The sequence below is a fragment of the Bacteroides sp. HF-4919 genome, from assembly GCF_018860125.1.
In genome coordinates this window covers 42963-57164 of record NZ_JAHKNF010000013.1, presented here as the reverse complement: position 1 = coordinate 57164, position 14202 = coordinate 42963, and the positions used below count along the sequence as shown (strand labels likewise).

Below are 14202 nucleotides of genomic sequence, written 5' to 3'. Positions count from 1 at the left end.
TTTTCTCAATTGCGATGCAAAAGTAATAGGATATTTTGAAATATGCAATATCTTTGCAAAAAAAAATAGTGAAATGGATAAAATAATTGGATTGGGCAACGCCCTGGTAGACGTACTTGCAACCCTGAAAGATGATACACTCCTTGATGAAATGGGATTACCCAAGGGAAGCATGCAACTTATTGATGATGCTAAGTTACAGCAGATTAACGAACAATTCAGTCAGATGAAAACCCACTTGGCGACCGGTGGAGCAGCGGCAAATTCCATACTTGGACTCGCCTGTCTGGGTGCCGGAACCGGTTTCATCGGAAAAGTCGGAAATGACGCTTACGGAAACTTTTTTCGGGAGAATCTGCAGAAAAATGGCATCGAAGATAAATTATTAACGTCTGATCTGCCGTCGGGAGTCGCTTCTACTTTTATTTCTCCGGACGGAGAACGTACTTTTGGTACTTATCTCGGTGCTGCTTCTACGCTGAGAGCCGAAGATCTGACACTGGATATGTTCAAAGGTTATGCTTATCTGCTTATAGAGGGATATCTGGTGCAGGATCACGATATGATTCTTCATGCCATTGAGTTGGCAAAGGAAGCCGGTTTGCAGGTTTGCCTCGATATGGCAAGTTATAATATCGTGGCAGGCGATCTTGAGTTCTTCTCTTTATTAATAAATAAGTATGTAGATATTGTTTTCGCCAATGAAGAAGAGGCAAAGGCGTTTACGGGTAAAGAAGACCCGAAGGAAGCCCTTGAACTGATCAGCAAGAAATGCAGTATCGCCATTGTAAAGGTAGGTGGAAATGGTTCTTACATCCGTAAGGGTACGGAGGAGATCAAAGTAGAGGCCATTCCTGTAGAGAGAGTGATCGATACGACGGGAGCAGGTGATTATTTCGCTGCTGGATTTCTGTACGGGCTGACTTGCGGCTATTCTTTAGAGAAATGTGCAAAGATTGGTTCAATTCTCTCCGGAAATGTTATACAGATAGTTGGAACCACGATTCCTTGCGAGCGTTGGGATGAAATAAAGTTAAATATTAACGAAGTTCTGTCAGAGTAAGCAGGCAATGAGTTACTTTTACGTCTCATTTTAACGAAAAGTGTATGAAAAAGTTTCTGAATAGACGAAATGGTGTCCTGTTGGCAGCCGCATTGGTTGTCGTAGCATTCTTTAGTTTCAAGAGCGGTGACGACCGCAATTTCCAGATTGCTAAGAATCTGGATACCTTTAATTCTATCGTCAAAGAACTCGATATGTTTTACGTAGATACGCTCGATCCGAATAAGACGGTTCGTGAGGGGATCGACTATATGCTCTCGTCACTCGATCCGTATACGGAATATTATCCGGAGGACGACCAGGCTGAACTGCAACAGATGTTGAACGCTTCGTTCGGAGGTATCGGATCTTTAATCACGTACAACCAGAAACTGAAACGTTCGATGATAGCCGAGCCTTTTGAAGGAACCCCTGCTGCTAAAATCGGACTGAAGGCAGGCGATATCCTGATGGAGATAGACGGAAAAGATCTGGCGGGAAAAAACAACCAAGAGGTGAGCCAGATGCTTCGGGGGGCAGTAGGTACGAGCTTTAAGCTGAAGGTAGAGCGTCCGGACGAAAAGGGTGGCACCCGGCCGTTGGAGTTTAATATTGTACGTCAAACCATCCAGACTCCGATGATTCCTTACGATACCATCTTTAATAAGAATGTAGGTTATATCAATCTGAGCACCTTCTCTGGTACTCCTTCCAAAGATTTTAAGAAGACATTCCTGAGACTAAAGAAAGAGGGCATCACCTCATTGGTGATTGACCTGCGCGGAAACGGTGGCGGACGTCTGGAAGAAGCAGTAGAGATTGCCAATTTCTTTTTGCCCCGCGGCAAAGTGATCGTGACTACCAAGGGAAAGACCAAACAGGCCAGCAATACGTATAAGACATTGCGTGAACCGCTGGATCTCGATATTCCTATTACCGTATTGGTAAACGGAGGCACTGCTTCCGCGTCCGAAATCCTTTCGGGAGCTTTCCAAGATTTCGACCGTGCCGTGATTGTGGGAAGCCGTACGTTTGGAAAGGGATTGGTGCAGACCACCCGTCCGTTGCCTTACGGAGGTGTGATGAAACTCACGACTTCTAAGTATTATATCCCCAGCGGACGTTGCGTACAGGCCATCGACTATAAACACCGCAATGAGGACGGCAGTGTAGGTATCATCCCCGACAGCCTGACTACCGTATTCCATACGGCAGCCGGACGTGAAGTTCGCGACGGTGGAGGTGTGATGCCGGATATCGAAGTGAAACAGGAAAAGTTGCCTAATATCCTCTTCTATCTGGTGCGTGATAACCTGATTTTCGATTATGCAACGCAGTACTGCCTGAAGCATCCGTCCATCCCTTCTCCGCAGGAGTTCAAGGTGACCGATGCCGACTATAACGACTTCAAGGCAATGGTGAAGAAAGCCGACTTCAAGTATGACCAGCAGAGTGAGAAGATCATGAAGACGCTGAAAGAAGCTGCCAAGTTCGAAGGGTATCTGGATGAAGCATCGGAGGAGATCAAGGCACTGGAGAAGAAACTGACTCATAATCTGGACCGCGATCTCGATTACTTCTCAAAAGATATCAAGTCGATGATTGCCGATGAGATCATCAAGCGTTACTACTATACACGTGGAGGGATCATCCAGCAATTGAAGGATGACGATGGGCTGCAAGCCGCTCTCAAGATATTGGCCGATCCGGTCAAATACAAAGAAACTTTGAGTGCTCCGGTAAAGAAATAATAAATGGGGCTGTGTCAAAAGTCTTTTCACCACAGATTACACTGACTTTCACGGATTATCAACATCGATAATCAATGACTTAAAACTCACTTTGTGTTACTTTGTGTCCTCTGTGGTGAAAACAAACTATCAACGTCCGATAAGATAGCTCTGCTTTTTCCGCACAAAGAATTTTTCTAAAGACGACTGACTGATGAAGAATCTGTTATTGTTCCTTGTTTTTGTTTGTACTCTTTCTCTTCCTTGTCGGGGCAACCCTGTCCCTTTTTCACCTATTGTCCGCAATTATTCTGTTCTCGACTATAATGCCGGTAACGAAAACTGGGCCGTTGCGCAGGACGGGCGGGGCGTCATGTACTTTGGCAACAACAGCGGACTGCTCCGGTATGACGGAAGCCGGTGGAAGCTGTTTCCTTTGCCGGCGTCGGGCATTGTGCGTGCCGTTTACGTGGCTTCCGACGGGCGTATCTACGTCGGATCGTTCGAGGAGTTCGGTTATTTTGAAGAGAACGACCTGAACTTGCTGGAATATCATTCCCTGAAAGATCAGGTGAAAGGGTTCAATTTTCACAATGACGAGATATGGACTATCGTGGAGCAGGAAGGGAACATCGTCTTCCAGTCATTCGGTTCATACTTCATATACGATGGCACGACGACGAAAGGAGTCCGCTGCCATGAACTGCCCCTGAATCTGTTCCGGGTAGGGGATACGGTTTATTCCCAACTGATCAATGCAGGTGTTTGTGCCTTTACGGGTGATAGGTTTACTCCGTTGATCTCCCGACAGGAGTTGGGCAACAGCGACGTACTGGCAGGTTTGCCCTATCCCGGTGGAATGTTGTTGCTGACCCGTAACAGCGGTGGGTATCTTTATACCTCCTCCGGCATTCGTCCCTGGCATACAGATTGTGATGAGGAGTTGAAACGTCATACCGTCAATCGGGCAGTGATGACGAAAGACTCTTGCTACGTGATAGGAACCATCTCCAACGGGCTGTATGCCTTCAGTAAAGAAGGACGCCTGCTCTGGAAAGAGAACGCTGACAACCAGTTGGAGAATAACACCGTCCTGGGGCTGTATTGCGATATAGACAATAATATCTGGACAGCCCTCGACAACGGCATTGCCTACGTGCGCAACAATTCGCTGATTTATCATTTCGAGCCGGTGCGTCGCAAGGTCGGAATGGTGTATGACGTGCTGGTACGTGAAAAGGATGCCTATATCGCTTCCAACCAAGGGTTGTACCGGCTTGAAGATAACCTCCTGGAACTGGTTCCGGGACTCGAAGAGCAGGCATGGACCATCGGCGAATGGGGCGACCAGGTGCTTTGCGGACACAATAAAGGTACTTTCCAGATTAAAGGCATGCAGGCCCGGCTTCTTTCCGACGTACGGGGAGCTATGTGTATGCGGCAGGCGCAGATCGGTGGGGAAGAGCTCCTGATACAAGGTACCTACACTTATCTGAATATTTATAAGAAGAATGCTGCCGGTGAGTGGTACTTCTCCAATTCGGTGCGCAACTTCAGCCACATGGCAAAGAACATCGAAGTGGATCCTCACGGCAACATCTGGGTGCAGCACATGCGCAAGGGGCTTTACCGAGTGCGTCTCGATGAAGCGTTGAAGCAGGTGACGGACCTGAAGCAGTACGACTCTCTGTCGGGGAATCCGGGCGGGCATTGTTACCTTTTCAAGGTAAACGGACGTGTCGCCTTCTCGGACGGGCGGAACTTCTACACTTATGACGACATGGCGGATTCCATTATTCCCTACAAAGCGATGAACGAACAGTTGGCCGCACTCCGGGATATCCACACCGTCACCGCCATGAAAGGCGATCTGTACTGGTTTCTCAGCGACCGCGAGGCCTGTCTGGTGAGATGTACCGTGAACGACTTTAAGGTGGAGCGGAGAATACCCTTCTCCATGTTTGGCAACCTTCCCATCGAGGGGCTGGCCCGGATGGTATACGACAAGCGGAATGATTGCTCTTACCTCTGCCTCAATAACTCCTTTGCCCGTATTGCTGCCGACAGCACCGGGCTGTACAAGTCCCGTGAGCAACCGTCTTTATGGATCTCCGGCTTTTCGGCATTCAACGAGCAGACGGGCGAGCGGCTGCAACTTCCGGTTTCGGGAGATGATGAGATAGCCCCCGCTTTCAACAATGTAGGCATCTCTCTTGCCTATCCCGTTTACAATGATTTTGCGTTTCATGTGCGTTACCGCCTCGAGGGGTTGTCCGGCAAGTGGATCGAGGGACTTCCCGATTTGCAGAAAGACTTTACCCGGCTGCCATTCGGTTCTTATCGCTTCCGTGCCGAGGTGTACGATGACGGCGGGGTGGTTGCTGCTGTCGAACTGCCTTTCCGTATCCTGCGTCCCTGGTATCTTTCGTACGTAGCCATTGCCGTTTACGCTCTCTCCGGGCTGGCATTTCTGTTGGGGCTCCTTTACGGGGTCTACGTCTATACCAAGAAGAAGAAAGATGCCGTCATCGACCGTCAGCGCGCGCACCATAAAGCAGAGATAGAGCAGCAGGAAAAGAAGATCATGGCACTGGAGAAGGAGCAACTCGAGGCCGACCTCCGCTTTAAGAGCAAAGAGCTTTCGGGCGTGGTGATGACCAACATCGCGCATCAGGAGTTCCTGAGCTCGCTGAAAGAGGAATTGCAGCAGCAGAAACTCTCCGGGCAATATACCCGCAAGAACCTGGATAAGCTGCTTTCGATGATCAATCAGAATATTGTCTCCGACGAAGAGAGCTGGAATATGTTCCAGTCCAACTTCGACCGGATACACGAGAATTTCTTCCGGAACCTGAAAGAAAAGTTCCCTGACCTGACTTCCGGCGATTTGCGCCTGTGCGCGCTGCTCCGGCTCAACCTGCCGACGAAGGAGATTGCGAAGCTGATGAACATTTCCGTAAGGGGTGTCGACGCTGCCCGCTATCGTCTGCGCAAGAAGTTGGGACTTCCTCCGGAGAGCAGCCTGACGGATTTTATGATCTCCTTCAAGTAGTTGGAAATTAAATGATTGATATGAAAAGAAGTACTAATGCAGTACTTCTTTTTTTGTTTTTTCGGGTTTGTAGTATTCTTGCCGTATGGATAAATGGAAGGCATTTGCCGGAGATTCGCTTTATTTGTACCTGCAAAGTCGGAATATTCGTAAATAGATACTAAAACTGTAAAGACCATGAAACATTTTGTACGAAGAATGCAGGCGTTCGCCGCTTCTTTGGTCATAGTGGCCGCCGGGGTACAGGCGCAAAAGGCCCCCCGGGATATGGACCGCTTTATCGACCAGTTAATGAAAAAGATGACGCTGGAGGAGAAGATCGGCCAGCTCAACCTGCCCGTGACCGGAGAGATCACTACCGGACAGGCAAAAAGCAGTGATGTGGCCAAACGCATCCGTAACGGAGAAGTAGGGGGACTGTTCAACCTGAAAGGGGTAGAACGCATCCGTGAGGTCCAGCGGCAGGCGGTGGAGGAGAGCCGTCTCGGTATTCCCCTGTTGTTCGGTATGGACGTGATACACGGATACGAAACCATTTTCCCTATTCCTCTCGGCTTGTCGTGCACCTGGGATATGAAAGCCATCGAGGAGTCCGCCCGTATAGCCGCCATCGAGGCCAGTGCCGACGGTATCTCGTGGACATTCAGTCCGATGGTGGACGTCAGCCGTGACCCGCGCTGGGGACGTGTGTCCGAGGGGAACGGCGAAGACCCGTTCCTCGGTGCTGCCATCGCCCGTGCCATGATACGCGGGTATCAGGGAAAGGACATGAGCCGTAATGACGAGATAATGGCTTGTGTGAAGCACTTTGCCCTTTATGGCGCATCTGAGGCGGGACGTGATTATAATACGGTAGACATGAGCCGCCAGCGTATGTTTAATGAATACATGCTGCCCTACCAAGCCGCGGTCGAGGCAGGTGTCGGAAGCGTGATGGCCTCGTTCAACGAAGTGGACGGTGTGCCCGCCACCGGCAGCAAATGGCTGATGACCGATGTGCTGCGCAAGCAGTGGGGTTTCGGCGGATTCGTGGTGACGGACTATACCGGTATCAACGAGATGATCGATCACGGTATGGGTGACCAGCAGACAGTTGCCGCCCTTGCTCTGAATGCCGGGGTCGATATGGATATGGTGAGCGACGCCTTCAGCGGTACACTGAAGAAATCGGTGGAAGAAGGCAAAGTATCGGCAGCTGCCATCGACGCCGCCTGCCGCCGCATTCTGGAAGCAAAGTATAAGTTGGGACTGTTTGACGATCCTTATAAGTATTGTGACGTAAGCCGTCCCAAGAAACAGATTTTCACCAAGGAACATCGTGCCGTTGCCCGTAAGACGGCTTCGGAGAGCTTTGTACTGCTGAAAAACGAAGGTGTGTTGCCACTCAGCAAGAAGGGTACCATTGCCGTAGTCGGTCCGCTTGCCGATACCCGTTCCAACATGCCGGGCACCTGGAGCGTGGCTGCCGTACTGGATAATGCTCCTTCGCTGGTCGAAGGGCTCAAAGAAGTAGTCGGTAACCGTGCGGAGGTGGTAACCGCCAAAGGAAGTAATCTGATAGGCGATGCCGAATATGAAAAGCGCGCCACGATGTTCGGACGCGAACTGCACAGAGATAACCGTACGGATCGCGAGCTCCTGGACGAGGCACTGAAAGTGGCTGCCAAAGCCGATGTCATTGTCGCCGCGCTGGGCGAATCATCCGAGATGAGTGGAGAGAGCAGCTCCCGCACCAATCTGGAAATGCCGGACGTGCAGAGAGCGCTGTTGCAGGAATTGCTCAAAACAGGAAAACCCGTTGTGCTCGTACTCTTCACCGGCCGCCCGCTGGTGCTTACTTGGGAGGAGGAACACGTGCCTGCCATCCTGAACGTGTGGTTCGGAGGGAGTGAAGCCGCTTATGCCATTGGCGATGTCCTTTTCGGTGATGTCAATCCCAGTGGAAAGCTGACCGCTACTTTCCCGCAAAATGTGGGGCAAATCCCATTGTTCTACAATCATAAGAATACCGGTCGGCCGTTGCAGGAAGGACGTTGGTTCGAGAAGTTCCGCAGCAATTACCTCGATGTGAGCAACGAGCCGCTCTATCCGTTCGGTTACGGATTGTCCTACACAACGTTTGCTTACAGCGATATCCACCTGAGCAGCACAGAGATGAGTGCCGACGGAGAACTGACGGCAACCGTTACCGTCACCAATACCGGCAGTCGCGACGGTGCAGAGGTGGTTCAGCTCTACATCCGTGACCTGGTGGGCAGTGTCACCCGTCCGGTGAAGGAGCTGAAAGGTTTCGAGAAGATTTTCCTTAAAGCCGGAGAGTCCCGCAAAGTCAGTTTCAGCATCACACCGGAATTGTTGAAGTTCTATAATTATGATTTGCAATTTGTTTGCGAACCGGGCGACTTCGATGTAATGATCGGCGGAAACAGCCGGGATGTGAAAAAGGCAAGATTCTTGCTGAGGAAATGAAACTGTGAATAAGAGTTTACCGCAGAGGGCACGGAGTCTCATAGAAAAGCTTTTTCTTTCAAATATCCTATAAACCAAAGATCAAAATTCGGTGAGGCTCTGTGCAACTCTGTGGTGAATCAAGCGACTATTCAACTCTTTCCTTCTATAGATATTCCCAGTACGTTAATTGGCTATCAATTACTGATTCGCATGAATAATATAGAAAATAAGATTGCATTTTCAATTTATTGTTTTATCTTTGTAGAATTATAAGATAAACCTAACTTTAATCTCCGTCACAATAAAATCCAGACTTGAAAAAGACTTAAAATCAATTCATTCATATTTACATTATTATTTAGGAAACCGCTACTTGTAGCGGTTTCTTTTTTGTACAAAACAGGAAAATTGCAAAAATGTCATTTAGATGCCTATATATCGTCGTCGTGATCTCACGAAGACATCGTCTCGACGACGAAAAATTGAGATCGTGATCTCAATTTTTAAGGGATAAAACGACTCCAAATGACTATTGGTAATTAGTTGTAACATTCTATAAGGAGAAAATTTGCTCTTAAATTGATACAAAATGAAGAGCTGCTTTCCTCTCTTTCACTACCCGTCTCTTTCATCCGGAAAGAATCCATTCCTAAACCAGACAAGTCTATTATTTTTATCTTAGAATATAGTAAGCGGAAAGATTCTCTCTTCTATTAAAGTCTATAGCGTAAATACTTCATAGCGGATATAGAAATAAATATGATTCACCACAGAGGACACAGAGGACACAGAGATTAATCAGCTGCGTTCTATCTGTTTTCAGATATAAGAACAGATAAAGAACAGATCAGAATAATATGCCCTCTGGTTCTTCTGTCTAAATTAAAACTCTGCGTCCTCTGTGTACTCTGTGGTGAATTCTAAACTGAATAGCCTCGACCCCTCCTAACCGTTTCATTTCCTTTCCTAAAACCTCTTTTTATTTTATTGAATATTAATTAATTATATCACTTTGTAGTAGGGATGCAGTACTCCGGAAATCCCGTTTTTTTCTTCATGGTACTCTTGTAGTACCCCTTTTTTTGACTTACATCAATTTACCTTCTAAGTTTGCAGCAGAATTTTAAATCAGTACCAAAACGATGAAAAAAAATCTGTTTACCCTATGTATGATGTTGCTGCTTTCTACGCTTTCTTTTGCGCAAGGCAGCCTGACCATCTCGGGTGTTGTCACCGAGAAGAAAACAGGAGAGCCTATCATTGGCGCCAGTATCCTACTGAAAGGGCAATCGTCCGGAACTATCACGGACTTTGACGGCAACTATTCTATTTCAGGTGTCCCGTCGGGCGCCACTCTTGTTTTCAGTTACATCGGCATGAAAGCACAGGAGGTCAAGGTAACCGCCTCTTCAAAGCTGAATATCTCTCTTGAAGAGGACAATCAGCTGTTGGACGAAGTAGTTGTAGTCGGTTACGGCGTGCAACGCAAATCCGATCTGACCGGTTCGGTAGGCACGGTGAAGAGCAAAGACCTTACGAAAGTAGCCACTCCCAATGTGGCGAATGCCCTTCAGGGACGTGTCTCCGGTGTCTATATCTCAGCCAACGGTGCTCCCGGAAGCTCGCCCGAAGTGCGTATCCGCGGTATCGGTACAACGAATAACAGCAACCCCCTTTATGTGGTAGACGGAATGTTTATGGACGACATCTCTTTCCTGAGCACACACGACATCGAGTCGATGGAGGTGCTGAAAGACGCTTCGGCAACCGCCATGTACGGTTCGCGCGGTGCCAACGGTGTAATCATCGTTACCACCAAGCAGGGGACGGAAGGAAAAGCGGTGGTGAACTTTACGGCCAGCGAAGGATTCCAGTTCAACAACAGCAGCTTCGAGATGGCCAATGCCACCGAATATGCCACGCTGCTGAACGAAGCACTGGTCAACACGGGCGGAAAACCCAAGTTTGACGACCCTGCTTCACTGGGCAAAGGAACCAACTGGTTCGACGAAATCTTCCGTGTGGCTTCCGTACGCGACTATCAGCTCAGCGTCAGCGGCGGGTCGGAAAAGGTGCGCTACAACCTCAGCGCGGGATATTACCAGCAGGACGGCATCATCACCGGAAACACTTACAACCGCTTCACCCTGCGTGCCAACAATAGCTACAAGATCAGCAAACGACTGACCATCGGGCACAACCTGTCGGCCTCTTTCAGTCATAAGAAAAACGAAAACAGCGCGGTGGTGAAAGCCGCCTACACCATCAGTCCCGTGAAGCGTCCCTACAATGAGGACGGAAGTTTCATGGATTCCGAAAGCGCTTCTTCCGCCAATCCCGTCGCTACACTCCATTATACGAACAATGACGACTGGAAAGAACGCATCGTGGGCAGCGCCTTCCTGAACTGGAATATCCTGAACGGGCTTGACTTTAAAACCAGCCTCGGCATCGACTACATCAACGGACGCCGCCGCAATTTCGTGCCGAAATACTATGTTTCGGAAACACAGAAGAACGAAACCAACAGCCTCTCCAAAACCTGGGACCGCGACTTCACCTGGCTGTGGGAGAACCTGTTGACTTATGATTGGAAGATCAATGACAAGAACCGGCTCAACCTCTTGGGAGGTATCACGGCGCAGAAGCGTGTTTATGAATTGCTGGAAGGCACCGGACGCGACTTCTTCTCCGATAACGAAAACTACTGGTATCTCGACCAGGCTTCGGCCAGCTCCAAGTCGGTAGCCAACAACGGATACCACGAAACAATGATGTCTTACCTCTTCCGGGCCAACTATGCGCTGATGGACCGCTATCTGCTGACGGCTTCGGTCCGTGCCGATGGTTCGTCTAAGTTCGGTCCCAACAACCGTTGGGGCTACTTCCCCTCAGTGGCTGCCGGATGGAGGATCTCGGAAGAAGCATTCCTGAAAGACCGCGTGCAATGGCTGAGCAACCTGAAGCTCAGAGGAAGTTGGGGACAGATCGGTAATGATAAAATAGGTAACGACAAATACCGTGCGCTTGCCAATATCTCTCCGTCTTACGATGCCGTGTTTGGCGGCGTGTTCTATCCCGGCGGAACCATCACGTCGCTCTCCAACCGGAGCATCCATTGGGAACGTTCGGAGCAGATGGACCTCGGTTTCGACCTCGGACTGCTGAACAACCGCTTTTCACTGGAACTGGACTACTATCGCCGCGATACGAAAGACATGCTGGTGACGGTAGACGTACCGGCTTCCGTAGGCCTCACCCCGGTAGAAACAAACGTAGGGGCGGTGCGCAACAGCGGTGTGGACTTTACCGTGAAATGGGAAGATTCGCTGAAGGACTTCCAGTACGGCATACGCCTGACCGGAACGACGATCAAAAACGAAGTCATCAGCCTGGGAGGTAAACGCATTGCCAGTGGTGACATTGGTGCCGGAAAATCCGTACAGATGACCGAAGAAGGAAAGCCGATTAAATATTTCTATGGTTACAACGTGATCGGCATCTTCCAGAACGAAGCACAGATCAAGGAGTACAACGAGCGTGCCGCCGCTGCCACCGGAAATTCCGGACAACAGTATCAGAACAACGTAGGTCCCGGCGACCTGATATACGAAGACGTGGACGGTGACGGATATATCACCGCCAACGACCGTAAGGATCTGGGCAGCCCCACTCCCAAGTTCATCAGCGGTCTGGGCATCAGTGCTTCCTGGAAAGGATTCGACCTCTCTATCGACTTCCAAGGCAACTTCGGAAACAAGATATTCAATGCCAAGCAGGTAGAACGCTTCTCCGGTTCGGACAACTGGGACCGCTCCTTCCTCGACCGCTGGACACCCAAAAACCCGAATACCATGACACCGCGAATGACCTTGGAAGGCAACAACTATCAGGTGTCGAGCCGCTACGTAGAGAGCGGTTCGTACGTGAAGCTGCAAACAGTCGAGTTGGGATATACCTTCCCGAAGTCATGGATGCAGAAGGTATCCGTGCAGAACCTGAGAGTATACTTCTCCGGCAACAACCTGGCCTACTTTACCGGCTATAACGGCTTCACACCCGAAGTACTGGGCGGAATCGACCGCCAGATCTATCCCGTGACAGCTACCTGCCGCTTCGGGCTGAACGTTACTTTCTAATATTAAATGATATAGACATGAATACGATTCACCACAGATTACACCGATTAACACGGATACTTTAATCTTATTACCAATGAAATAATTATTAATCGGTGAAAATCTGTGTAATCTGTGGTGAACCCAAAACCATTACAATGAAAAAGATATATTCAATATTACTGGCTTCGGCACTGACCTTTTCTTCCTGTGCCGATTTCCTCGATGTGGATTCGCAGGGGAAACTGACCGAGGACGTCTTCTTCGGCGAAGAAGAAGGCGCGTTGATGAGTATTAACGCCATCTATACCCAACTCCGGGCGTGGGACATCATCGGGTTCTCATGGTTTGCCATCACCGAGCTGCCCGGCGACAACTCCGATACGGGCAGTGAGCTGGCCGACGGCAGTGTGGCACGGCTGAACCTGTTCAACGATTTTACTTACGATGCCTCTACCGCCGAGATCAACGGCTGGTGGGAAGGCAATTATAAAGCTATCGCTTCGTGCAATGTGGCTCTGGATAATCTGGGCACGGTGAAGAACGAAGAACTCCGGGTGAAGTGCGTTGCTCAGGCCCGTTTTTTCCGGGGATTCTTCTACTTCAATCTCGTACGTGCTTTCGGCGGGGTGCCTTTGGTGACGAAGGTGTTGCAGCCCGGCGAATACAACCAGCCCCGGGCAACCGAAGATGCCATTTATCAACAGATCATCGAAGACCTTACCTATGCCGCCGAGCATCTGCCTACCCGTCAGGAGTGGGGTGCGAAAGAGTCGGGACGTGCCACCAAGGGAACGGCCGAAGGACTGCTGGCCAAAGTATATCTCTTCCGCGGGGACTATGCCAACGTGAAGAAATACACCGGTCAGGTGATTGCTCGCGGCGAGTACAGCCTGCACCCGGATTATCGCGACCTGTTCAATCCTAACTCTTACTATTCGGACGAAGTGATGCTCGCCGACCAGTACCTCTGGGGCGAATCGACCGAACGCAATCTCGAATCGGAGTATGTGAAGTGGCAGGGCATTCGCGGCGTGATGGGCTGGGGGATGTTCTCTCCTTCCGAAGCCCTCGACCAAGCCTATGAAATGGGAGATCCGCGACGTACGGCAACCATCTTCTACGATGGAGAGACACTGGAGGGAAAGGGCGAGATCCATTTCAAGAAAGAAGTGCCGCCCCGTGCCAACAAAAAGACCATCTGGCCTACCGGTTACTGGAACGAGAATTCGTTTGCCAAACAGAATTGCCACCTGATCTTTCTGCGTTATGCCGATGTGCTGCTGATGTATGCCGAAGCCTGCAACGAGTTGGGTGAAACCCGGGAAGCCCTCGACAAACTGGAGATGGTGCGCGCACGTGCTCGCAGAACAGTACATCCGGCGGATATGACAGTGGGACTGCCCGAGATTACGGAAACCGGTAAAGAGAAGCTCCGCGAGATCATCTGGAACGAGCGCCGCATCGAGCTGGCTTTGGAGGGACACCGTTTCTTCGACCTGATCCGTGCGGACAAGGTGGTGCCGGGCTATGCGGAGAAGATGATGAAGGCACACGGGAAGACAAACTTCTCGATAGCAAAGCATGCTACGTTCTTCATTCCGCAGAAACAGGTGGATATTTCGCAAGGGGTTCTCAAAATCTCATCCCCCGGCCCCTTCTCTTAACCTTTAAGAGAAGGGGAGGAGGCTGCGCGATGGAAATACGGCGTTCCGCCGTCGAAAGGGGACTGCGTCCCCCTTGCCCCTGTGGGGATTCCGAAGTGCGGTAGAGATGGCGGTCTCCGCCGCCCCGAAGGGCAGTGGGGAG

6 protein-coding genes are annotated in these 14202 nt (G+C 49.9%); all 6 read left to right on the top strand.

All coding sequences use genetic code 11. The features are described from left to right. Positions 1-73 precede the first annotated feature (73 nt). Positions 74-1063: an adenosine kinase gene (locus tag KO473_RS19375; protein ID WP_005781950.1), complete on the top strand. Its 990-nt coding sequence runs from the start codon at positions 74-76 to the stop codon at positions 1061-1063. 44 nt (positions 1064-1107) lie between these two features. Further along, the gene (locus KO473_RS19370) at positions 1108-2793 is read left to right on the top strand and encodes a S41 family peptidase (protein ID WP_005781951.1); all 1686 of its coding nucleotides are present in this window, start codon (positions 1108-1110) and stop codon (positions 2791-2793) included. Positions 2794-2986: 193 nt separating this feature from the next. After that, entirely contained in the window at positions 2987-5824 is a 2838-nt protein-coding gene (locus tag KO473_RS19365) for a hypothetical protein (protein ID WP_122130697.1), read from the top strand. Positions 5825-6001: 177 nt separating this feature from the next. After that, a complete protein-coding gene (bglX, locus tag KO473_RS19360) occupies positions 6002-8293 on the top strand; it encodes a beta-glucosidase BglX (RefSeq protein WP_101604009.1) in 2292 nt (763 codons plus the stop codon). Positions 8294-9417: 1124 nt separating this feature from the next. Continuing rightward, complete coding sequence (locus KO473_RS19355; protein ID WP_122130698.1) at positions 9418-12414, top strand: TonB-dependent receptor; 2997 nt, start codon at positions 9418-9420, stop codon at positions 12412-12414. A 95-nt stretch (positions 12415-12509) separates the two neighbouring features. Beyond that, positions 12510-14060 (top strand): RagB/SusD family nutrient uptake outer membrane protein, encoded by a 1551-nt coding sequence (locus tag KO473_RS19350; RefSeq protein ID WP_272491579.1) that lies wholly within the window; start codon positions 12510-12512, stop codon positions 14058-14060. The last annotated feature ends 142 nt before the right edge of the window (positions 14061-14202 follow it).